20 protein-coding genes are annotated in these 25,358 nt (G+C 72.1%); 12 read left to right on the top strand and 8 right to left on the bottom strand.

The genetic code is table 11. The annotated features are described in order from the left end of the window. The first annotated feature begins 15 nt into the window (after positions 1 to 15). A complete protein-coding gene (locus tag ABD481_RS29105; protein WP_344668984.1) occupies positions 16 to 831 on the top strand; it encodes an ABC transporter permease in 816 nt (271 codons plus the stop codon). Here ABD481_RS29105 and ABD481_RS29100 read toward each other — a convergent pair. Then, positions 813 to 4,313 carry an AfsR/SARP family transcriptional regulator gene (locus ABD481_RS29100; RefSeq protein ID WP_344668983.1) on the bottom strand — a complete coding sequence of 1,167 codons (3,501 nt, stop codon included), beginning with the start codon at positions 4,311 to 4,313 and terminating at the stop codon, positions 813 to 815. The two genes, ABD481_RS29105 and ABD481_RS29100, sit on opposite strands and share 19 nt — an antisense overlap. A gap of 86 nt (positions 4,314 to 4,399) precedes the next feature. On the opposite strand from ABD481_RS29100, the gene ABD481_RS29095 reads away from it, so the two are divergent. The 5 genes from ABD481_RS29095 (at position 4,400) to ABD481_RS29075 (ending at position 9,080) form a co-directional block, all read left to right on the top strand. Next, on the top strand, positions 4,400 to 5,170 hold the full coding sequence (locus tag ABD481_RS29095; RefSeq protein WP_344668982.1) for an SDR family oxidoreductase: 771 nt from the start codon (positions 4,400 to 4,402) through the stop codon (positions 5,168 to 5,170). A 16-nt stretch (positions 5,171 to 5,186) separates the two neighbouring features. Then, a complete protein-coding gene (locus ABD481_RS29090; RefSeq protein ID WP_344668981.1) occupies positions 5,187 to 6,131 on the top strand; it encodes an SDR family oxidoreductase in 945 nt (314 codons plus the stop codon). Between the two features lie 67 nt (positions 6,132 to 6,198). Beyond that, the gene (locus ABD481_RS29085) at positions 6,199 to 6,996 is read left to right on the top strand and encodes a peptidylprolyl isomerase (RefSeq protein WP_344668980.1); all 798 of its coding nucleotides are present in this window, start codon (positions 6,199 to 6,201) and stop codon (positions 6,994 to 6,996) included. A gap of 150 nt (positions 6,997 to 7,146) precedes the next feature. Continuing rightward, positions 7,147 to 7,713 carry a SigE family RNA polymerase sigma factor gene (locus ABD481_RS29080; protein WP_344668979.1) on the top strand — a complete coding sequence of 189 codons (567 nt, stop codon included), beginning with the start codon at positions 7,147 to 7,149 and terminating at the stop codon, positions 7,711 to 7,713. Next, positions 7,710 to 9,080, top strand: coding sequence for a penicillin-binding transpeptidase domain-containing protein (locus tag ABD481_RS29075; RefSeq protein ID WP_344668978.1), 1,371 nt, complete (start codon positions 7,710 to 7,712; stop codon positions 9,078 to 9,080). Before ABD481_RS29080 ends, ABD481_RS29075 begins: the two co-directional genes overlap by 4 nt. Before the next feature lie 147 nt (positions 9,081 to 9,227). On the opposite strand, the gene ABD481_RS29070 is transcribed toward ABD481_RS29075, so the two are convergent. Both ABD481_RS29070 and ABD481_RS29065 read right to left on the bottom strand, forming a co-directional pair. Then, positions 9,228 to 10,922 carry a DUF885 domain-containing protein gene (locus ABD481_RS29070; RefSeq protein WP_344668977.1) on the bottom strand — a complete coding sequence of 565 codons (1,695 nt, stop codon included), beginning with the start codon at positions 10,920 to 10,922 and terminating at the stop codon, positions 9,228 to 9,230. A gap of 177 nt (positions 10,923 to 11,099) precedes the next feature. Next, positions 11,100 to 11,891 carry a maleylpyruvate isomerase family mycothiol-dependent enzyme gene (locus ABD481_RS29065; protein ID WP_344668976.1) on the bottom strand — a complete coding sequence of 264 codons (792 nt, stop codon included), beginning with the start codon at positions 11,889 to 11,891 and terminating at the stop codon, positions 11,100 to 11,102. A 369-nt stretch (positions 11,892 to 12,260) separates the two neighbouring features. On the opposite strand from ABD481_RS29065, the gene ABD481_RS29060 reads away from it, so the two are divergent. Next, entirely contained in the window at positions 12,261 to 13,211 is a 951-nt protein-coding gene (locus ABD481_RS29060; RefSeq protein ID WP_344668975.1) for a DMT family protein, read from the top strand. On the opposite strand, the gene ABD481_RS29055 is transcribed toward ABD481_RS29060, so the two are convergent. The 3 genes from ABD481_RS29055 to hisN form a co-directional block, all read right to left on the bottom strand. After that, positions 13,169 to 13,927 carry a DedA family protein gene (locus tag ABD481_RS29055; protein ID WP_344668974.1) on the bottom strand — a complete coding sequence of 253 codons (759 nt, stop codon included), beginning with the start codon at positions 13,925 to 13,927 and terminating at the stop codon, positions 13,169 to 13,171. The genes ABD481_RS29060 and ABD481_RS29055 overlap by 43 nt on opposite strands. Before the next feature lie 87 nt (positions 13,928 to 14,014). Further along, the gene (locus ABD481_RS29050) at positions 14,015 to 14,440 is read right to left on the bottom strand and encodes a CBS domain-containing protein (protein ID WP_344668973.1); all 426 of its coding nucleotides are present in this window, start codon (positions 14,438 to 14,440) and stop codon (positions 14,015 to 14,017) included. Positions 14,441 to 14,680: 240 nt separating this feature from the next. Beyond that, positions 14,681 to 15,484: a histidinol-phosphatase gene (hisN, locus tag ABD481_RS29045; RefSeq protein WP_344668972.1), complete on the bottom strand. Its 804-nt coding sequence runs from the start codon at positions 15,482 to 15,484 to the stop codon at positions 14,681 to 14,683. Between the two features lie 177 nt (positions 15,485 to 15,661). Between hisN and ABD481_RS29040 the strand changes: the two genes are divergently transcribed. From ABD481_RS29040 to ABD481_RS29025, 4 genes are all read left to right on the top strand, one after another. Further along, a complete protein-coding gene (locus ABD481_RS29040) occupies positions 15,662 to 16,069 on the top strand; it encodes a hypothetical protein (protein WP_344668971.1) in 408 nt (135 codons plus the stop codon). A 139-nt stretch (positions 16,070 to 16,208) separates the two neighbouring features. After that, complete coding sequence (locus tag ABD481_RS29035; protein WP_344668970.1) at positions 16,209 to 16,787, top strand: TetR/AcrR family transcriptional regulator; 579 nt, start codon at positions 16,209 to 16,211, stop codon at positions 16,785 to 16,787. A gap of 19 nt (positions 16,788 to 16,806) precedes the next feature. Further along, the gene (locus ABD481_RS29030) at positions 16,807 to 17,925 is read left to right on the top strand and encodes a ferritin-like domain-containing protein (RefSeq protein WP_344668969.1); all 1,119 of its coding nucleotides are present in this window, start codon (positions 16,807 to 16,809) and stop codon (positions 17,923 to 17,925) included. Positions 17,926 to 19,087: 1,162 nt separating this feature from the next. Further along, positions 19,088 to 19,546 carry a DUF2231 domain-containing protein gene (locus ABD481_RS29025; protein ID WP_344668968.1) on the top strand — a complete coding sequence of 153 codons (459 nt, stop codon included), beginning with the start codon at positions 19,088 to 19,090 and terminating at the stop codon, positions 19,544 to 19,546. A gap of 67 nt (positions 19,547 to 19,613) precedes the next feature. Here ABD481_RS29025 and ABD481_RS29020 read toward each other — a convergent pair whose 3' ends face one another. Then, positions 19,614 to 21,011: a DUF4241 domain-containing protein gene (locus tag ABD481_RS29020; protein WP_344668967.1), complete on the bottom strand. Its 1,398-nt coding sequence runs from the start codon at positions 21,009 to 21,011 to the stop codon at positions 19,614 to 19,616. A 49-nt stretch (positions 21,012 to 21,060) separates the two neighbouring features. Further along, entirely contained in the window at positions 21,061 to 23,955 is a 2,895-nt protein-coding gene (locus ABD481_RS29015; protein ID WP_344668966.1) for an FHA domain-containing protein, read from the bottom strand. A 278-nt stretch (positions 23,956 to 24,233) separates the two neighbouring features. Here ABD481_RS29015 and ABD481_RS29010 point away from each other — a divergent pair. Continuing rightward, positions 24,234 to 25,358 (top strand): serine/threonine-protein kinase (locus tag ABD481_RS29010; protein WP_344668965.1); only part of this gene is annotated, 1,125 nt, incomplete at its 3' end.

Raw genomic sequence — 25,358 nt, 5'->3', positions numbered from 1 at the left:
CAAAGGGGAACCGCCATGACCACCGCCACTGTCACCGCCGGCCCGACCGCCGCCACCGCTCCCGCCTCCCGGCCGTTCAAGACCATCCGCCACAGCGCCGCCCTGGCCAAGCGCAGCCTGCTCAAGACCATGCGCACGCCCGAGGCGCTGCTGGACGTCACGCTCCAGCCGGTGATCTTCCTGTTGCTGTTCACGTACGTCTTCGGCGGCGCGATCGCCGGGTCGCAGAGCGTCTATCTCCAGTACCTGCTACCGGGCATCCTCGCGCAGACCATCGCGATGAGCGCCACGGCGATCGGCGTGAACCTGAACACTGACATCTCCAAGGGAGTGTTCGACCGGTTCCGCTCATTGCCCATCGCCAGGTCGGCACCGCTGGTCGGGGCCGTGCTCGCGGACTTCGTCCGCTACGCGCTGGTCGCCGTCATCACCCTGAGCGTCGGCTACGCCATGGGCTTCCGGATCCACACCGACCCGTTCCAGGCCGGCGCCGCGCTGCTGCTGGCCGCCACGTTCGCGCTCGCCCTGAGCTGGGTCTCGGTCTGGCTCGGCATGGTGGCCCGCACGCCGGGCTCGGTGCAGGGCTTCATGATCCTGCTGGTGCTGCCGCTGAGCTTCGGCTCCAACACCTTCGTGCAGACCAACACCCTGCCGGGCTGGATGCAGGGCTTCGTGAACGTCAACCCGATCACCCACCTGGCCGGGGTGTCCCGCAGCCTGTTCCTGGGCGGGCCGGTCACCAGCCACCTGTTGTGGACCATCGGCTGGATCATCGGTGTGACCGCCGTGTTCATGCCGCTGGCGCTGCGTGCCTACGGCCGCAAGGTCTGATCCGGCAGCTTGCCGAGGTCGTCCGCGGCCAACCCCAACGTGTGCGCCAAGAGGACCTGGTTCTCTTGGCGCACACCGTTTTTACCCTCGGCGTACCAGGCCTCGTATCCGGGCTCGCCGCCGATCTCGGCGATCAGCGCCAGCCGTTCCTGGTCGCTGCGGTCGACGGCGCCGAGCATCTCCTCGGAGGCGCCGAGCAGCCGCGCGGCCAGCGCGGTGTCCCCGCTCACCCGGGCGTAGCGGGCCGTGCCGGTCGCCACTCGGGACTGGACCGGCATGTCGCGGGCGACCGCGGAGAACTGCAAAGCGTTGGCCAGGGCTCGGCGGGCGGTGTCGGTGTTGCCGATGTCGAGGGCCAGCATCGCCCGCAGCCCTTCGCGGATCGACAGCATCTGCGGCGGGCCCTCCCAGCCGGAGGCGTACTCGGCGTCGGTCTCGCGCATGTAGTGCTCGGCCAGCTCCCGCTCGCCGAGCCGGCGGTGGTGCTCGACCAGGCCGAGCAGCGCCACCAGGGCTGTCATGCCCGATCCGGAGCGGCGTCCGGCGTCGAGCACCTCCTCCAGCAGCTGCCGCGCCTGCTCATGCTGTCCTATGCGGCCGAGCAGATGCGCCCGGCCGATCTGGATCTGCGCGGCGTCGGTGAAGGCGTTGATCTCGCTGATCAGCTCCAGCGCCTCGTTCTGGAGCTCCAGCGCCGTGGCGTCGTCGCCGTCGGTGATGGCCAGCGCGGCCAGCGAGTTCAGGCACGCCGACAGGCCCCAGCGGTCGCCGAGCTCGCCGAACACCCGCCGGGCCTGCTCCAGGTCCGACCGCACCACGCTGCGCCGGCCGGCGTTCTCCTCCGACATGCCCTGCATCATGTGCAGCATCGCGCCCACCCACGGATCGGGGTGGTCGGCGTTCGCGGCCACCGCCTCCGCCAGCCGCGGGGCGTCGTCGGCCAGCATCGGTCCGATCACGGCCGCCAGCGCCAGCAGCGGATGGTTCCGGGTCGGCACCGCGGCGATCACCGCGGCCACCTTCCGCTCCATCGCCGGCACCTCGGTCCAGCGGTTCTCCTCGAACATCGTCGTGACCATCTCCAGCACCGTCACGATGGCGTGCTGCTCCGGCGGCGAGTCGCCCGGCACGTCCAGCGCCACCCGCAGCCAGACCTTGCCCTCCTGGTTCTGGTCGCCCATGGCCCAGTACCAGGTCATCCCGGCGGCGATGCGCACGGCGGTGTCGGCGTCCTCGTCGGCGGCGGCGAACCGCAGCGCGGCCAGGATGTTGTCGCGCTCGGCGTTCAGGCGCTTGAGCCAGACCATCTGCTCACTCCGGCGCAGATGCGGCTCGGCGGTCTCCACCAGGTCCCGGAAGAAGCGCGCGTGCGCCCGCCGGACCTCGGCCAGCCGGCCGGTCTCGTTCAGCCGGTCCGCGCCGTACTCGCGCAGCGTCTCCAGCATGCGGAACCGCGGCTCCTGGCCGGGCTCGGTGAGCACGGTCTGGAGCAGCGACTTGTCCACGAGCGCTGAGAGCAGGTCGAACGCCGTGTCCGGGTCCAGGCCCGGGGACACGGCGGCCGCCGCCTCGGCGGTGACGCCGCCGGGGAAGACGGCCAGGCGCTCGGCGAGGTCGCGCTCGTCGGGGGAGAGCAGCTCCCAGCTCCAGGCCACGACCGCGCGCAGGGTCTGGTGGCGCGGCATCGCGGTGCGGCTGCCGCCGGTGAGCAGCCGGAAGCGGTCGCCGAGACGGCCCGCGATCTGGTGCAGCGGCAGCGTGCGCAGCCGTGCCGCGGCCAGCTCGATCGCCAGCGGAAGCCCGTCCAGGCTGCGGCAGATGCGGATGACGTCGGGAAGGGTGTCGGCGTCGACCGTGAAGTCCGGATCGACGGCGGCGGCGCGGTCGGCGAACAGGCGGACGGCCGGATAGGCGAGCAGGGTGTCGGCGACCGACAGCGGAGTCGGCGCCGGGCCGGAGTGCAGCGCGGCGATGGGACTCGGCCGGGAGGACGACGGCGCCGCGGCCTCGCCGGGCGCGGGAGCCGCACCGTTCCGGCCCGGAACACTCGCAGAGCCCTGATAGCTGTCGCCGCGTCGCGGGTCGGTGGGGGCGCCGTCGGACGCTCCCGCGTCGTGCTCGCCGACCGCGGCCAGGTAACCGGCCTCGGCCTTCCGCTGCTGGAACCGGTCCTGGTCGGCCGCCTCCGGCAGTGCCAGCGGTGGCACCGCGAAGATGGTCTCGCCGTCGATGACCAACGGCTCCCGGCTGGTGGCCAGCACCCGCAGCCCGGGGGCGTGGCCGAGCAGCGTCTCGGCGAGATCGGCCGCGGCTCCGACCAGGTGCTCGCAGTTGTCGAGGATCACCAGGATCCGCTTCTCCGCCAGGCCCTCGATCAGGTGGCCCATCGCGCCGCCGCGCATGATGGCCGCGGCGGCCGTCGGCGAGGAGTTGTTGGTGATGACCCGGGTCTCCCGCAGACCGAGCGCGGACAGCACGGCCTGCGGCACCTCGTTGGGATCGGTGACCGGCGCGAGCTCGACCAGCCAGGCCCCGTCCGGGAACCGCTCCACAGCCCGCTGCGCGGTCTCGCTCGCCAGGCGCGTCTTGCCCGCGCCCCCGGGACCGACGAGCGTCACCAGCCGCGAGGTCTCCAGCAGCTTGCCGATCCGCTTCACCTCCTCGTCCCGGCCGACGAAACTGGTCAGGCGGGACTTGAGATTGGTCTTCGGCGCCGCCTCCGACGGGGCCGGCGCCAGCGCGGGATCGTTGCGCAGCACCGCGAGATGGACCTCGGCGAGCTCCTTGGAGGGATCGATCCCCAACTGGTCGGCGAGGGCCCGCCGGACGTGCTCGTAGACCGCCAGCGCCTCGGCCTGGCGGCCGACCGCGTACAGGGCTTTGACATGGAGCGCGGCGATGTTCTCGCGCAGCGGGTGCTCGGCGGTGAGCGCTTCGAGCTCGGCCAGCGCCTCGGCCGCCTGCCCGAGCCGGAGCTCGGCGTCGAGCCGGTCGACGAGCGCGGCCAGCCGCAGCTCGTCCAGCCGCGCGGCCGGGGCGGTCGCGAACGGCGCGTCCGCGACATCGGCCAGTGCCGGGCCGCGCCACAGCGTCAGGGCCTCGCGCAGGGTCTGGCGCGCGGCGGACGGGTCGTCGGCGCGCAGCGCCTCGCGGCCGGAGCGGAACAGGCTCTCGAAGCGGACCGCGTCGACCGACTCCGGCGCGATGGCCAGGCGGTAGCCGCCACCGGGCGTGGATGCGAGCAGCGCCGGGTCGCCGAGCGACTTACGGACGCGCGAGATGAGGGACTGGAGCGCGTTGGCGGCGCCCTCCGGCGGCTCGTCGTTCCACAGCGCGTCGATCAGCGAGGTCGCGGTGACCACTCGTCCCGGATCCAGCGCGAGCCGGGAGATCAGGGTCCGCAGACGCGCGCCGCCCAGGGTGACCGGGGCGCCGTCGACGCGGACTTCGAGGGGGCCCAGGAGGGAGACGGTCAACGGCACGGTTCCAGTCTGGCACGGGCCCCGCGAAGGGGTCGGGCCCGCGACTTGACCTAGCGTTTGCTTGGTGCACTTGGTACCGTGCGGGCGTGGCGGTCAACGTGGATCTGGCGGGCCGGGTGGCCCTGGTCACCGGCGGCGGACGCGGCGTGGGGCTGGGCATCACCCGGCGGCTGGCGGCCGCCGGGATGGCCGTGGTCAGCTGCGGACGGCGCGCGCCCGCGACGGACCTGCCGGCGGGCGCGGAGCACCGGGGCGCCGACGTCCGGGACGCCGAGCAGGTGCAGGCGCTCGTGGCGGGCGTCGTCGGCGACTTCGGGCGGCTCGACGTCGTCGTCAACAACGCCGGCGGCGCCCCCTACGTGCCGGCCGCCGACGCGAGCCCGCGGTTCGGCAGCGCCATCGTCGCGCTGAACCTGCTGGCGCCGCTGACCGTCGCGCAGGCCGCGAACCGGGTGATGCAGCCGCAGCTCGACGGCGGCCTGATCATCAACATCTCCAGCGAGAGCGCCCGCCGGGCCAGCCCCGGGACCGCCGTCTACGGAGCGGCGAAGGCCGGTCTGGAGAACCTGACCCGCACGCTGGCCGTGGAATGGGCGCCGAAGGTGCGGGTGAACGCCATCACGGTCGGACCGGTCCGCACCGAGCAGTCCCACCTGCACTACGGGGACGAGGCCGGCGTCGCGGCCGTGGCCCGGACCATCGCCCTGGGCCGCCTGGCCGAACCCGACGACGTCGGGAACCTGTGCGTGCTGCTGGCCTCGCCGTTGGCGGCGTACGTCAACGGAGCCGCGATACTCCTGGACGGAGGAGGAACGCGTCCGGCGTTCCTCGACGCCGCCAACGCCGAACATCCATGACCATGAGGAGTGCGCGATGACAGGGATCTGCGACGGCCGGGTCGCCGTGATCACCGGGGCCGGCCGGGGCCTGGGGCGCGCGCACGCGCTGGAGTTCGCTCGGCAGGGGGCGAAGGTCGTCGTCAACGATCTCGGCGTGGGCCTGGACGGCCGGGCTGTCCTGGCCGGCGTCGTCCCCGACGAGGACGGCACCGCCGGCCAGGACAGCCCGGCCGAGCAGGTCGTCGCCGAGATCCGGGCGGCGGGCGGCGAAGCGGTCGCGGACCACCACGACATCGCCGCCTGGGACGGCGCCGCCGCGCTCGTCCAGACCGCGCTCGAAGCCTTCGGCAAGCTCGACGTCCTGGTCAACAACGCCGGCTTCCTCCGGGACCGGATGCTCGTCAACCTTTCCGAGCAGGACTGGGACGACGTCATCCGGGTCCACTTGAAGGGCCACTTCCTCACCCTGCGGCACGCCGGCGCGCACTGGCGCGACCAGTACAAGATGGGGAACCTCAACGACGCCCGGGTCATCAACACCAGCTCCGGCGCGGGCCTGCTGGGCTCGGTCGGGCAGGGCAACTACGCGGCGGCCAAGGCGGGTATCGCGGCCCTGACCATCCAGGCCGCGGCGGAGCTCGGCCGCTACGGCGTCACGGTCAACGCGATCGCCCCCGCCGCCCGCACCAGGATGACCGAGGGCACGTTCAGCGAGCTGATGGCCCGCCCCGACGACGGGTTCGACGCGATGGCCCCGGAGAACGTGTCGCCGCTGGTGGCCTGGCTCGGCTCGGACCGCTCCCGGGCGGTGTCCGGCCGCCTGTTCGAGGTCGAGGGCGGCCGGATCGGCGTCGCCGACGGCTGGCAGCACGGCCCGACGGTCGACAAGGGCGGGCGGTGGGCCGCGCAGGATCTGGACGCGGTGGTCGCGGACCTGATCGGACGGGCGCCGGTGCCCGGGCCGGTCTATGGGGCCTGAGGCGCCGGTGGGATAACCTCGCCTGTCGGACGCAGCAACGGCACGTACTCGGACAGGAGCGGCGAGGATGCTACAGGCAGTGCGGCATGGTCGGTGGGCGGTGCTGGTGGCGGCCGGTGCGTTGACGGTGGGGGGTTGCGCCTCCTCGGGGTCGATCGGGGCCGCGGGCGCCGGCGGCGCCTCGTCGACGTCCGCGACTTCGAGGTCCGGGGCGCCCTCGGCGTCGACGTCGTCCTCGGCGGCTTCGGCGTCGTCCTCCTCCTCGTCCTCGGCGGCGGGCGGGTCCACGGCGACCACGACCGCTTCGTCGGGCGCCAAGAGCTGGGCCCAGGAGCCGGCGATGACCATCGACAAGACGAAGAAGTACACGATGACGATCCACACCGACCAGGGCGACATCGTCATCGCGATGGACGCGGCCAAGACGCCGCACACCGTGAACTCGATGAACTTCCTGGCCGGCCAGCACTTCTACGACGGCAGCTTCTGCCACCGCCTGTCGACGTCGGCGGGGCTGCAGATGCTGCAGTGCGGCGACCCGGCGGTCGGCGCCGATCCCAAGTCGACGGACGGCACCGGCGGTCCCGGCTACACCTTCCAGGACGAGAACCTCACCGGGGCGACGTACCCGGACGGGACGGTCGCGATGGCCAACGCCGGACCGGGGACCAACGGCTCGCAGTTCTTCCTGGTGTTCGGCGACAGCCAGCTCCAGCCGGACTACACGCCGTTCGGCACCATCACCGCCGGGCACGAGATCCTGGTGCACGTGGCGTCCGGCGGGATCAGCAGCCCCGGGTCGGACGGGACCGGGCGGCCGACGATCCCGGTGCAGATCAAGTCGGTGACGGTCAGCCCGAGCTGAGCGGTCCGCGATTCCTGTCGACAGGTTCCGCGATCGATGGGTTCCGCGATCGACAGGTTCCGCGATCGACGGGTTCCGGGAACGTGTAACCCGCTGCCCTGCCGGTCGGTGTCTGTGGTGGTGACAAGACACCGACCGACAGGGGCGGGAATGGAAGTGACAGTCGCCGACCGGCGACGGCGGGCTTCAGGCGGGGGATCGGCGGTGAAGGCCGCGCAGGAGGACTCGTTCCGCGAGTTCGTCGAGGGGTCGTGGCACCGGCTGCTCCGCACCGCCTACTTGCTCACCGGGGACCACGGCGCCGCCGAGGACCTGGTGCAGACCGCGTTGATGCGGACGTACAAGCGCTGGGGCGCCATCGAGCGGGGTGACGCGCCGGAGGTCTACGTCCGCCGCGTCATGGTCAATCTGAACATCAGCGCGTGGCGGCGGCGCCGGGTCGTCGAACACGTCGTGGCGGAGCCGCCGGAGCGGCCGGAGCCCGGCGGCCGGGGCGACTATCAGGAAGCGCACGCGGTGCGCGACGAGTTGTGGCGCACGGTGCTCACGATGCCGCCGCGCATGCGGACGGTGTTCGTGCTGCGGTATTTCGAGGACCTGTCCGAGGCCGAGGTGGCCGCGGTGATGGGGTGCGCGGTGGGGTCGGTGAAGAGTCAGGTCGCGCGGGGTTTGGCCCGGCTCAGGGCGGAGCTTCGGGTCGAGGGGAGCGCGCGGTGAGCGAGAGGGACTTCGAGAGGCCTGAGGAGTGGGAAGCGGAGTTCCGCGCGATGTTCGCTGAGCGGTCGCGGGATGTGCGGGCGACGACCTCGCCGTACCGCGCGATGCGACAGCGGATCCTGGAGGCCCGGCGCAAGCGGCGGCAGCGGATCGGCGGAGCCGGTGCGGCGCTGGCGGTGGCGGCCGTGGGGCTGGGGGTGTGGGCAACGATGTCCGGCGGGTCGCAGGGGGCACCGCCGGCGGTGCCGGTGAGCACGTCGGCGAGTGCGCCGGCGACGCCTGCGAAGTACGTTTACAACGATGGCCGGACAGAGCTGCCCGCAGGGCCGCTGCTCGACGCCGCGCAGCAGTACCTGAAGACGAACTACCATGGCGACCTCGGGGGAGCCACCGTGGTCACGACCTTCGACCAGGCCATGCAGCAGGCGGCCGAGGCCTCCAAGTCCTCGCCGAACGACCTCGGGCTGGCGGCGCTCGACCCCCGGACCGGGTATGTCAAGGCGCTGAGCGGCCCCTGGGACCGGCCGGCGCAGATCGCGGACCTGATGAAGCCGATCACGGCGGCGGCGGCGTTCGAGACCGGCCGCTACTCGCCGGACTCGAACGAGCCGACGAACCCTGACAAGCATCCGCTCAGCTGGCCGGACGGCTCCGGGGCGGCCTTGCAGTACTCCGATTCCCGGACCGGGCAGCAGCACGCCTGGCCGCCGGAGAGCGGGGGACCGGTGCGCGGGGACGCTTTCGTCAACCTGCGCGAGGCGATGGTGAAGGCGCTGAACACGCCGTTCGCGCAGGTCGAGCTGGCCTCGGACGTGGGCCTGGCCAAGGTCTACGCGACGGCGCTCGCGGTGGGGATGCCGAACGGCAGCCCGGACCTGCTCCAGGTGGCGTCGTTGACGTTGGGGACGGCCCAGGAGTCGCCGTTGACGATGGCGTCGGTGTACGGCGTCTTCGCCGACGGCGGGATCCGCCACGATCCGGCGTTCGTGTTCATGGTGAAGGACGCGCGGGACAAGATGGTCTGGCAGCCGGACACGACGGGGACGAGGGTCTTGTCCGCGCACACCGCCGATGAGGTCGGTGACATGCTGCGGAGTGTGCTCGGGACCGAGTCGGTGACGGGTGCTCCGTCCGCGCCGGCGTTGAGCGCCAAGGGTTTCGCCGCGATGGCCGGAACGGCGGACTCCGACCACGCGGCCTGGTTCGACGGGTACGGCGCGGACCTGGTGACCGCTGTCGCCTTGTCGCGCGTGGATTCCAACGGGAACGCGGCGAAGATCACCGGCGGGGCCGAAGGGGGGACGGTGCGGGGCGGGCCGGTGCTGGGGCCGATGTGGGTGGAGTTCATGGAGAAGTTCGGCCATTGATTCGGTCGGCCCGCTGACTCGGGCCGCTGGTCCGGTCGGTGCGTGCGGACCGGGGCGGCCGGACGGTGTGAGCACCGTCCGGCCGCTCGCTCGGCTTGGCTCGGTTCGGCTCGCGAAGCTCAGCGAGCAAGTTCCCTGCGCCGACGATCAGCGCAACGCCACCCGCCGCGCCAGCCCGAGCGGCAGCCCGCCCGACCCGGCGATGGTGTCGTGGAACTGCTTCAGCGTCCCCTTGCCCTGGGCCAGGTAGTCGGCGCGGATCGCCTCGATCTCCAGGCAGCCGGTGAGGTACGACGGCGCCTGCGTCGGCCACGAGCAGTACCGGTTCACCTCGCCCTTGGCGGTCTCCGGCGTCAGCGACGCCTTCGTCGCCATGAACGCCTCCGCCTCCTCGATGCTCATCTCGCCGGTGTGCAGCGCGGTGTCGACCACGATGCGGGCCGCGCGGAAGATGCGGGCGTCCAGATGGCCGAGTTCGTGCCGGGGGTCGGCGAAGTAGCCCTGCTCCCGCATCGCGGTCTCGATGTACAGGGCCCAGCCCTCGATGAAGTAGGGCGTGGTGAACATGCTGCGGACGGTGCGGCCCTGCTCGGCCAGCCACGACAGGTGCCAGTGGTGGCCCGGGTAGGCCTCGTGCACGGCGATGGTCGGCATCGAGACGCGGGCGTTCGTCTTCAGCCGGCCCAGGACCGCCTCGGGGGAGGACCCGGTGGGGGTGAAGGGCACGTTGAAGACGCCGGTGCGGGACGGCGTCAGCGCCGGCGGGCGGCTGTAGGAGGCCACGGACAGGATCGCGCGCACGAACTCCGGGCCGGGCTGGACCCGGCACTCCTCGCCGGCGGCGAAGGAGACCAGGTCGACCTCGCGAGTGAAGCGGCGGGCCCGCTCGGTCTCGGCGACGTACTCGGCGAGCATCGCCTCCTCGGTCGGCGGGATGTCCTCGCACAGGGCCGCCATCGTGGCGCGCCAGTCCGGCGCGCCGTCGGGGGTGCGGGGCACGGCGCCGCCGGGCAGGCCGGTGATGCGGGGAGCCAGTTCGCGCAGCTCCGCGTCCAGGCCGTCCCAGGCGGCCCGGCCGCGGCGGTGCAGCTCGGCGGTGTCGTAGCCGAGCATCTCCACGTCCTGGAGCAGCCGGGAGTAGGTCTGCTCGCCGAGCCGCCAGTCACCCTCGCAGCGCTCGGCGAAGTCCTCCAGGAAGACCGTCAGCTCCTCGAAGGCGGCGGCGGCCGGCTCGCCGGCTTCCGCGAGGCGGGTCCGCAGGCCCTCGTCGTGGACCATCGACGGGAGCGTTTCCGTGAAGAACGAGCGGCCGGTGCGGACCTGGCCCAGGGCGCGGTCCACGAGCAGGCGGGGGGACAGGGCCGGGTCGAGGTTGGCGCGGCAGGCGGCCACCACCTCGGGGACCAGCTTCAGCTTCGCCAGGGACTCCTCGACCAGGCGCTCCTCGGACCGGGTCCGCTGCTGGAACGGAAGGTAGAACGCGTACAGCGCGGTGCCGACGTAGTCCGCCGGGTCGCGGACCCAGACGTGGCGCCCGGCGTGGATGCCGATCCGGCGCAGCTGGGCGCGGATCAGGTCGCGGTCGACGCCGTCCTCGAACCCGCAGTCGACGTCGGCCAGCGCGTCCAGGGCGGCCAGATGTCCGGCGGCCTGACCGGCCCGGCGCTCGTAGCCGTCGAGAGTGAGGTCGCCCAGGCTCGTGGTGTGCTCCGGGTTCTCGGAGCCCATGACGGTCGCGGATACCGGGTTCGCGTCGAGGTACCAGGCGACCGCCTCGGCGACCGCGTCGGCGACCGGATTCGGGGAGGTCGGGGAGGTCTGGGAGGAGTCAGCAGACGTCATGGGCCGACGTTAGCGCTCGGGGCGGGCCTCCGGGAGGCGAAGATCGCCCTGGCGCTACCCTCGCTCGACCCTGGTAGGCGGTGTAGACCTGTGCCGGAGGGCTCCGGGCGGCCGGCGTGTCCGGAACCGGACCTGCGGCGATGGGACCCCGGCGGACGCGCCGCCGGGGCCGGCGGATCAGAACGACGCGTTCACGACCCAGTGGTCCAGCAGCGTGTGATCGCCGAGGACCTCGATCTCCTTGGCCTGCGGGGTGCGGCGGCCCCAGACGAACAGGTACAGCTCGCCGACCGGGCCGCGGACCGCCGCGGCGCCCTTGGCGTGGGTGTGGCTCCAGCGGAAGCCGCTGGGCTCCAGGGTGATCAGCCATTCGGCCTCCGGGCCGGCGGCGTCGACGGCGTCGGTGGCGTGCAGGTGCACCGTCTCGCCGTCGCCGGTCAGGGCCCGGATCCGGGGGGAGAACGCGGCGGCGGCCGGCAGGACGGTCAGGAACTCGTCGACGCCGTCGGCCGCCAGCCGGGGGTCGTACTCCGGCGTGCGGCCCAGGGCCAGCTCCATGTCGCCGCGGTGGACCGCGGTCTCGTGGAGCATGCGGCGGGCCCAGGCGCCGGCGGTGGGCTGCGGGCCCCAGTTCCAGACCGGCTTGTCGGCGCCGGCGGCGGCGACCTCGCGGGCCAGGGCGGCGGCGCCGGCGCGGATCCAGTCCGGGTAGCCGTCGTAGCCGGGCGGGAAGCCCAGGTCGAGCTTGCGGGGATCCTCGCGCAGGCCGGAGCGGACCATGGCGGTGGCCCAGCGGTGGGCCGTGCCGATGTGCCGCGCGACCTTGCGCACGGTCCAGCCCGGGCAGGTCGGGACCTCCAGGTCCCAGTCGTCGGCGCTCAGGCCGGTGAGCAGCGCCGCCGCGCGCTCGGCCTCGGCGGTGAGGAGTTCCGTGTGGACGAGGTGCGGGTTGGCCGTCTCGCTCATCATCGGCAGTTGCCTTCCATCGGTGGTCTCGGGCACCGCCGGTGCGTGCTTCGCGGGCGCGCGGTGAGGGTCGGCGGTGTGAGGGGGCGAGTCATCGGTGGTGAACGGATATGGAATTGGTCGTGGACGCGGGGGCGCCCAGGAGGAACACTGGCTCACCGCGCGGCGGGCCGCCACCCCCGGACGTGTGATCATCGTCTCGCCGCCGCCGCGGTTCCCGACCACCTTCCCCGCGGCGCGGTGGTTTATACCTGCTGAGCCCTGCAACCTGCGGGGGAACGGACGGTTTCCGCCCGGCGGCGACGGTGCGTAACAATCGGGCAAAGCCCCGGGCCGCCGGCCTCGGGTACTCCGGCTCGGAAGGGCGCGCGCGTGGGACTGGCTTGGGGCTTGGTGGGGGCGTTCGTCAGCGCGCTCGCGTACGGGACGGCGACGGTGCTCCAGTCGATCGGCGCCGCCCGGACGAAGGACACCGGCGGGGCCGGGGTGGACCCGCGCCTGCTGATCAGGGTGTTGTCCCAGCTGCCGTTCGTGGCGGGCCTCGGGCTGGACGCCATCGGGCTGGTGGCGAACCTGGTGGCGCTGGAGAAGCTGCCGCTGTTCGCGGTGCAGGCCATCGTGAACTGCTCGCTGGCGGTCACCGCGCTGCTGGCGGTGCCGCTGCTGAAGGCCCGGCTCGGCCGCACGGACTGGATCGCGGTCGGCGCCGTGGTGGCCGGGCTGGTGCTGGTCGGGATCTCCGCGGGCAAGGAGGAGCCGGTGCACACCGGGCGGGCGCTGCACTGGGTGGTGCTGGTCGCGGTGGTGGCGCTGATCGCGGCCTCGCTGGCGGTGATCTGGAAGTTCGGCGGGAACCCGGTGGTGCTCGGCGCGTTCGCCGGCTCGCTGTTCGGCGCGTTCGCGATCTGCGTGCGGATCCTGCCGGACCTGCACCCGTCGGCGCTGGTCGGCGATCCGGCGCTCTACGCGCTGCTGGCCGCCTCGATCACCGGGTTCCTGTTCTTCACCACGGCGCTCCAGCGGGGCTCGGTGACGCTGGCCACGGCGATGCTGGTGGTGGGGGAGACCGCGCTGCCGGCGGTGCTGGGGATCACGGTGTTCCACGACCACACCCGGCCCGGGTTCGCGCCGGTGGCGGTGGTCGGGTTCGTGTGCGCGGTCGGGGGCGCGGTGGCGCTGTCGCGGTTCGGCGAGGCCGAGGCCCCGGGGTCGGGGTCGGGGTCGGGGTCGGGTCCGGATCAGGGGCCGGACGCGGACCGGAGTCCGGGTCCGGGGCCGGATCAGGACGCGGCGGCCTCGGCGGAGTCGTCGGCCGCCAGCTGACCGCGCACCCGGTCCACCTCGTGGGCGACCTTGCCCTCGAAGTTCTCCACAGCGTGCCTGACCTCGTCGACGACGTTCTCGTCGGTGGGGTCGGTCACCGTGCCCTTCTTGCGCTTCTTGACCAGAAACAAGGCACCGCCCCCGACCACGGCCAGGCCCAGCAGCACCCAGCTGACCAGCGAGGCGTAGTGCTCGATCTTGTGCCAGGCGTTGCCGGCGGCATAGCCGAGCAGGGTGAAGCCGGAGGCCCAGACGATCCCGCCGAGCGCATTCCAGAACAGGAACTTCTTGTACGGGACCCGGGACACGCCGCACAGGCCGGGCACCAGGGCGCGCAGGGCCGCGGCGAAGCGGCCGGTGAACACCGCCTTGCCGCCGAGCTTGTTGATCAGCTCCTTGCCCTGCGTGATGTGCTCGGGCTTGACGAAGCGGGCCGGCAGCTTGGTCAGCAGCTTGTCGCCCCACTTCTTGCCGACCTCGTAGCCGACGCTGTCGCCGATGACCGCGCCGGCGATCGCCGCGGCCATCGCCACGGCCAGGTTGACCTTGCCGTTGAAGGCCAGGAAGCCGCCGATCACCACGGCGATCTCGCCGGGGATCAGGAAGCCCAGGAAGACCGAGGCCTCCAGGGCGGGCAGGAGAAACACCATGACCAGGGCGGCCGGGCCGGGCAGTTTCTGCAGCGTGTCGGCGATCCAGGTCAGAAGCGTTCCCATGGCAAGAGAGCTTAGGCGGTCCGACGATCGGACGGGGCGCCCGAAGGTCGCGGATCGGGGTCATACCTGGGTATGACCCCCGGCCGGTCAGGCCGCCGACGGCACCCGGGCCCAGGCCCGGACGATGTCCCGGACCGAGATCATGCCGACCACCTCGTCGGCGTCCAGCACGATCAGGTGCCGGAACCCGCCCCGGGTCATGGCCTCGGCGGCCTGCTCCAGGGTCCAGCGCGGGGTGGCGAACACCACGTCGTGGGTGAGGTGGGTCTCCACCGGCTCGGTGTCGGCGTCCAGGCCGCCGCCCACCGCGTGCAGGATGTCCCGTTCGGTGATGATGCCGATCCCGAAGGTCTCGGGGTTGTGCACCACGGCGCTGCCGACGCCGCGCTGCGTCATCAGGCGCGCGGCCTGCCGCAGCGTGTGCCGGGGACCGATGAGGAGGATCTCGGTCGACATGGCTTCGTGGACGTAGTGCGTGGGGGCGGGAATGGGGGTGATGGAGCTGGCGGACATGGTCGCTCCCTGATGTCTGCGCCGGGGGCCTTCATTTCACAAGTTCACATGAAGGGAAGGCGTTGGCAAGCGGCAAGCGGGGAGATCTTTTGGCCGGTCGGCGGGGTGGGGCCGGGTGGGGCGCGGCCGGGCGCGTCATCCAGCGGACCACGGGGTGGTGCGGCTGTCCACTCGGGGTGCGGGGGTGGGGGGAGGTGGTGGGGTGCGGGGGTGGGGTGCGGGGTGCCGAGCCGGGCGGGCTCAGCCGTCGAGCTGCTGGCCGCCGACGTAGAACAGCAGTTCCTCGTGCAGCAGCCGGTTCGACACCGCCGCCGAGCCGCCGAGCACGCCCGGGACGCCGTCCACCGAGGTGAACGACCCGCCGGCCTCGGTGACGATGACCTCCAGCGCCGCCATGTCCCACAGCGACAGCTCCGGTTCGGCCGCCATGTCCACCGCGCCCTCGGCCACGAGCATGTGCGACCAGAAGTCGCCGTAGGCGCGGGTCCGCCAGCAGGCGCGGGACAGGTCCAGGAAGGACTCCAGCTTCCCGTACTCCTCCCAGGACAGCACCGAGGAGTAGGCCAGCGACGCGTCCGCGATCGAGGCCACCTTCGAGACGTGGCACCGCTGCGCCGAGGCCAGGGACCGCCCGGTGAACGCGCCGCCGCCCTTGGCCGCCCACCAGCGCCGGCCCAGCGCGGGCGCCGAGACCACGCCGGCCACCACTTCCTCGCCCTCCATCAGGCCAATGAGCGTGGCCCAGACCGGCACGCCGCGCACGTAGTTCTTGGTGCCGTCGATCGGGTCGATGATCCACTTGCGGCCGGTGGCCCCGGCCGCGGTCTCCCCGAGCTCCTCGCCGAGCATCGCGTCCCGGGGCCGGGCTCGCGACAGCGCCGAACGGATCGCCTCCTCCGCCGCCTTGTCGGCGTCGGAGACCGGCGTCATGTCGGGCTTGGACTCCACCTTCAGGTCCCGGGCCTTGAACCGGCCCATGGTGATGGCGTCGGCGGAGTCCGCGAGGACGTGCGCCAGCCGGAGATCGTCGTCGAAGGCGGTCATGGGTCACACGATAGGGCGAATCCGCGACCTGGTGTCGTGGTGCTCCCGCGATATCCGCGCCGCCCTCACTAGGCTGGCCGTATCTTCCGACGAACACCCCCAATCCGCCCCACGCCGCCGCGACGCCTGCCTGTTCCGTCGCCACGGCGGGTTCGCGCATGGCTGGGATTCGGCGGCGTGGAGGAGGTTGGTGGCTCGACGTCCGGGGTACGCGAGCCCGGCGGCTCCGTGCCCGGCGTCCGCGAGCCCGGTCGGCTGCCCGCGGAGCTGCTGGAGCCGATCGTCGAACCCAGATTCGGGATCGACGGTTGGAGCTACGCCGGGACTGTCCTGGAGGAGCGCTTCGAGCCCCGGATCGAGGCCGAGCTGGCGCAGGCTGTGCACATGATCTGCGGGGGACTGGCCACGGCGTGGAACTACCGCCGCGCGGCCCAGCTGCTGGAGAGTCAGCAGGCTTACGCACAGGCCTACGCGGTGCTGGAGTCCTGGGCCACCGAGGGGCCCGACCCGGATCCCGGGCTGGCGAAGTGGCGGGCCCGGTTGGCGGCGGCGGTGCTGGCGCGGGGTGGGGGACGGCTGGGGTAGGGCGTAGGGCGGCGGACGGCAGGCGTAGGGCTGGGTCCGTCCACTGTCCATCGTCCCCTGTCCACCGTCCACCCAGGTCCGCGGCGCCGGTTCGAACACGAGAGCTTGACACTCTCTCCCGCCGTGTCAAGCTGACCTCATGGGTTCCGCACGCGAAGCACTCCTTGACGCCGCCTACGAAGCCATCGTCTCCGGGGACTGGGCCGGTGCCCGCATGGCCGACCTGGCGGCCCGGGCCGGTGTCTCGCGGCAGACCCTCTACAACGAGTTCGGCAACCGCGACCAGCTCGCCGCCGCCCTGGCCCTGCGCGAGGCGGAGCGCTTCCGGGCCCTGACCGGGCAGGCCGCGCGCGAGGCGGAGGGCGACGCGGGCGCCGCCACCGCCGCCGCGGTCACCGCGGCCCTCACCGCGGCCCTGGACAACCCGCTGATCAAGGCCACCCTCACCGACGACACCTCCGGCCTGCTGCCCTACCTGACCACCCGCTCCGCGGCGATCATGGACGTCTTCCGCGAGGACAGCGTCGCCATCTTCGTCGAGCGCTGGCCGGACCTGGCCCTCCGCCCGGACGTGACGGCCGAGGTGGGTTGGATCTGCGAGACCGCGTTCCGCCTGGTGATCAGCCACCTGATCGTGGCCACCGAACCGGTCGAGACCACCTCCCGGCACATCGCCGAAGTGGTGCGCCGCCTGATGCGGGATCTGACGACGACCTAGGAACGGAAGGTGCTGCCCCGTGTCCACCCACGACCTCTACACCCTGCCGGCCGAGCACGAGACCTGGGACGTGGCCGACACCGGCTACGCCCGCTTCACCTGGGAGTACGACGACGGCCGCGACCGCCTCCTGAACCTGTACCAGAAGGGCAAGAGCAAGCAGTGGGACCAAGCGACCCGCATCGACTGGTCGCTACCCGTCGACCGCGACGACATCCTCGGCTTCCCCCACGAGCTGTCGCCACTGTTCGGCACCGACATCTGGGACCGCATGACCCCCGCCGAGCACGATGAGCTGGGCCGACACCAGATCGCCTGGCAGTTCTCCAACTTCCTGCACGGTGAGCAGGGCGCGATGATCTGCTCAGCGCGAATCGTGGAGTCGGTGCCGGATCTGGATGCCAAGTTCTACGCCGCCACCCAGACCATGGACGAGGCTCGGCACGCGGAGGTCTACTCCCGCTTCCTCACCGAGAAGGTCGGGCTGTTCTACCCGATCAACGACCAGCTCAAGGCACTGCTCGACGACACGCTGTCCGACTCCCGCTGGGACATGCCGTACCTGGGGATGCAGGTGCTGATCGAGGGACTGGCGCTCGCCGCCTTCGGAGTAATGCGCGACCTGACCACAATGCCCCTACCCAAACAGATCCTGGCCTACGTAATGCAGGACGAGGCCCGGCATGTCGCATTCGGCCGTTTGGCCCTACGCGACTACTACAAAGAACTCACCCAGGCCGAACGCGACGAACGCGAGGAGTTCGTGGTCGAGGGCTGCTACTTGATGCGGGACCGCATCAACGGACGCGAGGTCTACGAGCGCCTGGGACTGCCGGTGGAACGGTGCTTGGAGCTCAACGAGCATTCGGAGTACTACACCACCTTCCGCAATCTACTGTTCACGCGCATTGTGCCCACAGTGAAGGACATCGGCCTTTGGGGCCCGCGAGTGCGCAAGGCCTACGCGGACATGGGAGTACTCGACCACGCGGCGGTCGATGTCGAGGACCTGATGAAGGCTGATGAGGACTTGGCTGAGCGGTTGGACAAGGAGAAGCGGTTCGCGGCGGAGGAGGCTGCGCGAGCTGCGGATGTGGTGGCGGTTATTGAGGGTATTGAGGGTGTTGAGGGCGATTGAGGGCTGCTGAGGGCTGTTAAAGGCTATTGAGGGTTATTGAGTCGGGGTGTGGTGCTTGAGGGGGTTGCGAGGGAGGGTAATAGTTATGAAGATGGTTAAAAGCTGTGAAAAGCTAAAATCAGGCGCCTCCGGCGAGGGCCTCGGATCCCTCGGAGAACTGGCGCCAGCTCCATAGGGTGGTCTGGTCAGTCTCTGCGCTGGCGGTTTGTGGGGTGGGGGTTTGTTCCCCTCGCTCACGTCGGCAGCCCTACGGGTACAGCACCGCCGCCCAGGTATCAAGTCCATGCCGCTGCGGTGAGAGTCTTAGTGCTGCGGTTGGGCTTGCATGAACTTGACACCTGGTCGGCGGTGCTGTAGGCAAAGCCCTGCCGACGTGACCGAGGAGAACAAACCAAAACCCCAGGGAGAGGACTGAAGGATCCGGGGGGCGGTGGGCGGCCACTTCAGCCATCCGGCCGCCGGTCGAGCAAACCTTCGGCCGCTGGAGAGTGAGTCTTCGACCGCCCGGCGAGGCAGGTCTTTGGCTTCCCGTGCGACAGAGTCTTCGGGCAGCCAGTGCGGCAGATGTCTTTGACCGCTGGCGAGGCACTCCTCCGGCTGCCGGTGAGGCAAGTATTTGGGGGGGTGCTGGTGCCGGGGAGTCCTTCAGGTGTCCGCCGTTTTTGCCTTGAACCTTCCCGGCGGCCGTAGTCAGCGAGGCGCCCAGCCCCCTACCCAGTGATTGTCAGCTCTCTCCCTGGGTTTTTGGTTTGTTCTCCTCGGTCACGTCGGCAGGGCTTTGCCTACAGTGCCGCCGACCAGGTGTCAAGTTCATGCAAGCCCAACCGCAGCCTAATAAGCATTACCGCAGCGGCATGGACTTGATACCTGGGCGGCGGTGCTGTACCCGTAGGGCTGCCGACGTGAGCGAGGGGAACAAACCCCACCTCACAAACCGCCAGCGCAGGGACTGACCAGACCCCCCTATGGAGCCGGCGCCAGTTCTCCGAGGGATCCGAGGCCCTCGCCGGAGGCGCCTGCCTTTTGCTTTTCACAGCTCTTGACTTTGACTGGCTCTTGACCCCCCACCTCCCCCCCCCACCCGGAAAACCGCCTTCCGTTTGAACGCATAGCCCAGTGCCGTACGTTTAGGTGTCCCCACAGGCATCTAACGGAGGCATCGGTGGATTACAAGATCTTCGGCCTGCCCACCCACATCCTGGTGATCCACCTGGTGGTAGTGGGCATCCCGGTGGCGGCGCTGGCAACCGTCGCCATGGCGGTACGCCCCCAGTGGCGCTCCGGCAAGGTCGGACTGATCATCGTCGGCGTAGACGTGATCGCGGTCATCGGCACCTGGATCGCACGCATCACCGGCATCCAGTTCTTCAACCACAGCCCCGGCCTGAAGACCCTGCACGCCGTCGTCGACCACAAGAACCTCGGCATGACGCTGATCTGGTACATGCTCGGCCTGCTGGCCGCCGCGATCCTGCTGGTGCTCGCCGAGAAGTACGAGCGCCCGCCCCTGACGACCATCTTCGCGATCATCGCTGTCGCCGCCGCAGTGGCCGCGACAGTCCAGACCGTCCGAGTCGGCGACGCGGGCGCGCGGGCGACGTGGGGATCATCGGTCAACTAAGCACGCGCAGAGCAAGGCGGCGCGGGGCAGGCGGCGCGGAGCAAGGCGGCGCGGAGCGACGTTGAGGCTAATGCCCCAACCGCCGAGCCCAGAACTCAGCCTGCGCATCCGCAGTGTCGTTGAAGAACTCCAATATTGCCTGCGACGAAAACGGCCCCGGCCGCGCCGCCTCCCGCTCCGGCAGCACCGCCACACCCTCGACCCGCTCCGCTCCCGTCGCTCCCGCCGTCCCCGCTGCTCCCGCCAGCCCAGCCGGCTCCAGCACCTCCACGCCGCGCCCCAGCAACCGCATGTCGGCGACGAAGCAGGTCACCTCACCACCCGCATCGCGCCCGATCCACACCGGATACGACCCATCGCCCTTGCCGCTGGGGTAGGTCAGCAGCTCCGCAGCAGCGCCCCCGGTGGGGATCGTCGCCTCCGCCTGCTCGGCGTCCTCCGCGTCCTGATACGCCGCCAGCGCCTCAGTAGCTGCCGCGTCCAAGAACGCGCCGGTCCCGGAGTCCACCGTGAAGCCGTAGTACTCCGACGCCCCAAGCATTCGCGGATCCTGCCCCGGCCGCAGCGCCAACTCCCAGCTGACGACCGGCTCCGCGCTGAGCAGCAACCGCGCCGCCGCCACCGTCTCCCGATCCCGCCCCACCGCGCGGATCGCGCTGACCTGCACCGGATACACCCCCGGCGCCACCGAAACCGTGTAGGGCTCGGTCGCCAGATCGCCCTCCAACTCCACCGTCGCCGGGTCCGCGACCACCACCCGCCCGGTGCTCAGCCGCAGCTGTCCGACCGTGCGCGGCGCGCTGACCCGGAACACATCACCCTGCCCATTGCGGATCCGCGCATCCGGTATGAACAACGCCTCCAACGCGATCGGCCTGGCCGCCTCCGGGGCGCTCCACAACGGCCGGAACCACCCCGTCGCCTCCTGCTCCGGATCCGGAGCGGTGACGAACTCCAGCGGCTCGAAGGCACCCAGCAGCCAGCCGTCCACCGGCCACGCCTCGAACGCCCCGAACTCCAGTGACGGGATCCGGTGCAGCGGCGCGGGCAGGTTCGCGTAGGCGGTGAAATGGCCGCGCCGCGCGTCGTCCAAGGCCGTGCGGACCGGCTCCTCCGGCCAGAACCGGAACGTGATGCGCAGATCCGCCCCGAACTCCGGCTCGTCGTCGTCGGCATGCCGCCAGGCCTTCAGCTCCCGCAGCATCAGATGGTCGCCCAGATCCCGGTAGGAGAACTTGAGCGCGCGCCGCCCCGCAAGATCGAACCCGAACACGCCGACATAGCCGGCCCCGGTATCCACCTGCGCCAGCGCCCGCGGCTCGTCATCCACGCTGAACAACACCGCATACCGCTCCCCGGCAGCGTGCCGCTCCCGCGCGGTGCCCTCGCGCAGCACCCGGAACGCGGCATGCGCCCCGGCGTCCCAACCTTCGCAATACGCGACCTCGACGCGCGTCGGTTCCATCGTCCCGTCCCGTTCGTCCCGTCCCGTTCGTCCCGTCCCGTCGTCCCGACTAGTCAGCAGCCTTACGCAGAGCCCCCACCAGCAGCGACAGATCCGTCGGCCCGCTGTCCGCCGCCTCCTTGCGCGCCCGCGCCGCCCGCACCGGCTCGCCGAGCTCGTGCCAGTCCTGGACGCGCACGGTGGGCCGGCTCGACGGCGTCGCCGAGGACGCCATCGGCACCCCGATCCCGGCCGCCTGGAACGGCACCACGGCCCCGCCCGGCAGCTTGGCCTGCGCCCGCCCCGGCAGGTCCGGCCCGCCGGGCGCCGAGGTCGCCGCCGCCCCGGAGCCCAGGATCAGCCGCACCGCCTCCGGATTCGCCGACCGCATCGCCACCCGCAGGTCCGCCACCAGGCACACCGGCGAGTTCAGCGCCGCCAGGAACGCCCGGTCGCCGGTGGCGTTGCCGGGCGCGCCGTAGCCGGCCGTCTCGATCCGCGAGGCGCCCACCACGATCCGCAGCCCGAACCGCCGCCCGCGCTCGGCCAGCCCGACCAGCGCCTCGACGAACGCCGGCCGCTCGGCGGCCAGCGCGGTCAGGTTGTCCACGGCCAGCAGCAGGCGCGGCGGAGCCTTGCGAGCCCCGGAACCGACCAGCGTCACCGCACCGCTGACCCCGGCCCCGGGGCCGACGCCGCCGACGCCACCGACTCCCGAGCCGACACCCCCAACGCCGCCGCTGACGTTGCCGACCCCGCCGACACCAACGCCGCCGACTCCCGCACCAACGCCGCCAGCACCACCGACTCCCGCGCCAACGCCGCCAACGCCACCAACTCCCGATCCAACATCCCCAACACCCCCCACCCCACTCCCACTCCCGCCATCCGCCTCCGGCGGCCACTCCCGCTGGTCCAGCTCGTACTCCAACCGCCGCACCAACCGCTCCAGCGCGTCGTCACCGACCGCCGAGGCATCCACGTACTCGAACACATGCGGCAGCTCCTCACAAGCCGCCAACGGCTTGCCCGGCCCCGCCGACACCAGCGCGATGTCCAGCGTGTCCGGGTGGTTGGTCGCCGCCTGCCCGGCCACCACCGACCGCACCAGCTCCGACACCCCGGACCCGGAGTCCCCGGCGATCAGCAGATGCGCCGGCTCCACCGCCAGCGGCCCGTCCGCGGCCCGCCCCAGCGCCACCCGCGGCGTCGACGGCTGCGCCTCCCACCGCGCCGCCAGCTTGGCCGGCGTCAGCAGCTCCAGGCCCAGCAGCTCCAGCAGCCGCACCTGGTCCGGCAGCACCGAGGCCGGCGACACCCGCTGGATCCGGGTCTGCTCCTCCGGCGAGGTCGGCGTGTCCCGGCTGTCCCGCAGCGGCGCCAGCGCCCGCGCGAACCGGTCCGCCCACGCGATCGACACCATGTCCGCCACCGCGCCCTCGATCGGCGCATCGTGCGGCGTGTCCACCCGCAGCCGCGAGTTGACCTCGCCGCCCAGCGTCACCATGGCCCGGGTCTGCTCCGGCAGCTCCGAGGCCCGGTCGGCCAGGCACAGCGTGAACACCCCGGCGGCCGGCCCGTCGGCCAGCACCTCGGCCAGGTCCGGCCACCCGGCCAGCGGCGCGATCGGGTCCAGGACCACCACCACCGCGCGCCCGGAGTCCGGCGTCGGCGTCACCCCGCGCACCGGCGGCGGCGCCTGCCCGCGGCGGGTCCGGATCCGGGTCACCAGCTCGGCCAGCCGGGCCTGCGCCTGGTCCGGACCCAGCCCCAGCAGCCGCGTGCAGTCCTGGCCGTCCTCCGGCATCAAGTGCGGCAGCCACCGCGTCCAGCGCCAGTGCTCCTCGCCGCTGTGCGCCGCGGTACCGGCCATCACATCCGGCGCCAGCAGCACGATCTCCACGTACTTCGGGCTGTGCTGCCCCGCCACCTGCGCCACCGCATAGCGCGCCAGCCGCGCCAGCTCCGGGCGCGGACCCACCAGCCCCACCACCCCGCACGAGGCCAGGTCCACCGTCACCGGCACCGTCGGCACCCGCGGCTGCACCGCCTTCCCGCCGACCACCGTGACGCTCGACGGCAGCGCCGCCGTCCCCAGCCGCAGCCGCAGGAAGTCCGGCTCCCCGGGCCGCCGCTCCCACAGCCGGGCGTCCGGCCGCACCGCGGACACCAGCAGCGTCGCCGGGTCCGGCGCCGCCTCCCGCCGGATCCGCGCCTCGGTCGTCAGCGCCCCGGCGATCCGCCGGTCCGCCTCGGCCCGCTCCCGTTCGTACTGCTCCATCGCGGTCCGGCGCATCGCCGGCCGCCCCTTCTCCGCCGGCCGCGGCGGCAGATCGATCCGCACCTGCGGCGGATCCACCTGGCCCCGGCCCCAGCCGACCCGCCCGACCGAGACATGGCCCGCGCCGTCCGGATGCACCGGCAGATCCGGAATCCCCCCGGCCTCCACCGACAGCGCTATGGACGATTCCCCCACCCGCAGCAGCGAGCCCGGCCGCATCTCCACCGGCGCCCCGCCGACCTGCGCGCCGTCCAGCGTCATCCCGTTCGTCGACCCCAGGTCGCGCACGAACACCCGCATCTGCTCGCGCTCGTACCGCACCAGCAGCTCGCCGTGGATCCGCGAGATGTCCGGATCGTCCACCCGGATGTCCGCGTCCGCGCCCCGCCCGATCCGGATCGGTAGTTCCCCTCCGTAGCCGTCATCCTTCGGAGTGAGAAGATGCACACCACCGGCATCCGGACCGGACACCACATAAAGGGCCAGACTCCCGATCAGCGTCGCGGGCGTCCCGGGCACGTCCAGCCACAGGCGCGCACCGTCCACCAGCAGCGGCCGCCCCAGCGGAGCGTCGTCCTCCAGCGGGTCCAGCCCGGCGAACAACCGCCCCGGCGCGCTGACCCCGGCGGCCGTGCGCAGCTGTTGCGCGACGGAGGACAAAGTGGCGCCCGGCTCGGCGGTCACGAGAACGTCAGCGGAAGTCTGACGGGATCCTTGTGTACGAGTGACGGTGAGCCGGATCTGCATGGGGTGCATCCTCGCATGAGGGACAGCCAGGCGACACGGATGGGCTCTCAAGCCCTAGTCTTTGCCCTGGAGGGTTCTTCTTCAGCGGCCCCGGCACGTCCTCGGGGAGGGTTTCCGACGGCGCGTCAGGCGGTTCGGCAGAGCGCGGGGGACCCGGGCGAGCACAATTGAGCACAATGCAGTGGTCCTTAGTACTTGGGGGGATGAGGAGCAGCGTGGGCAGGGCGATCGGAAGCAGGTACGAGCTCGACGACGAGATCGGCCGCGGCGCGTTCGGCGCCGTCTGGCGCGGTCGCGTCCGCGCCACCGGCGAGGCCGTCGCGATCAAGGTGCTCCTGGAGGAGTTCGCGGCCGACGCCGACGTGGTGACGCGCTTCCTGCGCGAGCGCGCGGCCCTGGTCGGTCTGAACCACCGCTCCCTGGTGCGGCTCCGCGACCTGGTGGTCGAGGGCGACATCCTGGCGCTGGTGATGCAGCTGGTCGAGGGCCCGGACCTGAAGAAGTACCTGGCCGGCCGCGGCCGCCTGGAGCCGGACGAGGCCGGCCTGCTGGTCGCCGAGGTCGCCGAGGGCATGGCGGTGGCGCACTCGGCCGGCATCGTGCACCGCGACATCAAGCCCGCGAACGTGCTGCTGGAGCAGGCCGACGGCGGCCTGCGGCCGCTGCTCACCGACTTCGGCATCGCGCGGATCGCCGACGCCCCCTCGGTCACCCGGACCCACCAGGTCGTCGGCACCCCCTACTACCTGGCGCCGGAGGTGGTGGCCGGCAAGAAGGCCACGCCCGCCGCCGACGTCTACGCCGCCGGCATCATGCTCTACGAGCTGATCACCGGCCACCCGGTCTTCCGCGGCCCGGACGCGGTCAGCGTCTTCCGGCAGCACATGAACACCATCCCGGAGCGGCCCGCCGAGATCCCGCAGCGGCTGTGGCCGGTCATCGCCGCGGCGCTGGTGAAGGAGCCGGAGGCACGGCCGTCGGCGACGGTCCTCGCGGCCCAGCTGCGGGCCGCCGTGGGCCGGTCGGTCGACGGCGCCGACGGCGAGCCCACGCACCACCTGCCGATCGAGGCCCGGTACGGAACCCTGCGCCTGCCGCCGATCACCGGCGGCGGGTACCCGGGGAGCCGGGGCGGCTCCGGGTCGGGCGCCGGCTCGGGCGCCTCCGTCGGCTCGGCGGGCACCGACGGCCCGCTGGGCGACGTCTCGATGCCCACCCCGGCCGGCGCGGCCACCCCGGCCACCCCGGCCGGCTCCGGCGCGGCGGGCGGCCTCCCGGCCTCCGCCGGCGCCCCCACCACCGCGCTGCCCGCGGTCTCCCCTGCCACCGCTGCCGCGGCT

Origin of the sequence: Catenulispora yoronensis (assembly GCF_039531695.1) — a bacterium.
GTDB classification, from domain to species: Bacteria; Actinomycetota; Actinomycetes; order Streptomycetales; family Catenulisporaceae; genus Catenulispora; species Catenulispora yoronensis.
Note: the sequence above shows the minus strand (reverse complement) of the source record. Positions and strands in the feature narration are given on the sequence as shown.

What these genes read in the sequence shown, in the direction of transcription:
- ABD481_RS29105 (WP_344668984.1), top strand. Translation starts at nt 16, where the DNA reads ATGACCACCGCCACTGTCACCGCCGGCCCGACCGCCGCCACCGCTCCC.
- ABD481_RS29090 (WP_344668981.1), top strand. Translation starts at nt 5,187, where the DNA reads ATGACAGGGATCTGCGACGGCCGGGTCGCCGTGATCACCGGGGCCGGC.
- ABD481_RS29085 (WP_344668980.1), top strand. Translation starts at nt 6,199, where the DNA reads ATGCTACAGGCAGTGCGGCATGGTCGGTGGGCGGTGCTGGTGGCGGCC.
- ABD481_RS29080 (WP_344668979.1), top strand. Translation starts at nt 7,147, where the DNA reads ATGGAAGTGACAGTCGCCGACCGGCGACGGCGGGCTTCAGGCGGGGGA.
- ABD481_RS29070 (WP_344668977.1), bottom strand. Translation starts at nt 10,922, where the DNA reads ATGACGTCTGCTGACTCCTCCCAGACCTCCCCGACCTCCCCGAATCCG.
- ABD481_RS29065 (WP_344668976.1), bottom strand. Translation starts at nt 11,891, where the DNA reads ATGATGAGCGAGACGGCCAACCCGCACCTCGTCCACACGGAACTCCTC.
- ABD481_RS29055 (WP_344668974.1), bottom strand. Translation starts at nt 13,927, where the DNA reads ATGGGAACGCTTCTGACCTGGATCGCCGACACGCTGCAGAAACTGCCC.
- ABD481_RS29050 (WP_344668973.1), bottom strand. Translation starts at nt 14,440, where the DNA reads ATGTCCGCCAGCTCCATCACCCCCATTCCCGCCCCCACGCACTACGTC.
- hisN (WP_344668972.1), bottom strand. Translation starts at nt 15,484, where the DNA reads ATGACCGCCTTCGACGACGATCTCCGGCTGGCGCACGTCCTCGCGGAC.
- ABD481_RS29035 (WP_344668970.1), top strand. Translation starts at nt 16,209, where the DNA reads ATGGGTTCCGCACGCGAAGCACTCCTTGACGCCGCCTACGAAGCCATC.
- ABD481_RS29020 (WP_344668967.1), bottom strand. Translation starts at nt 21,011, where the DNA reads ATGGAACCGACGCGCGTCGAGGTCGCGTATTGCGAAGGTTGGGACGCC.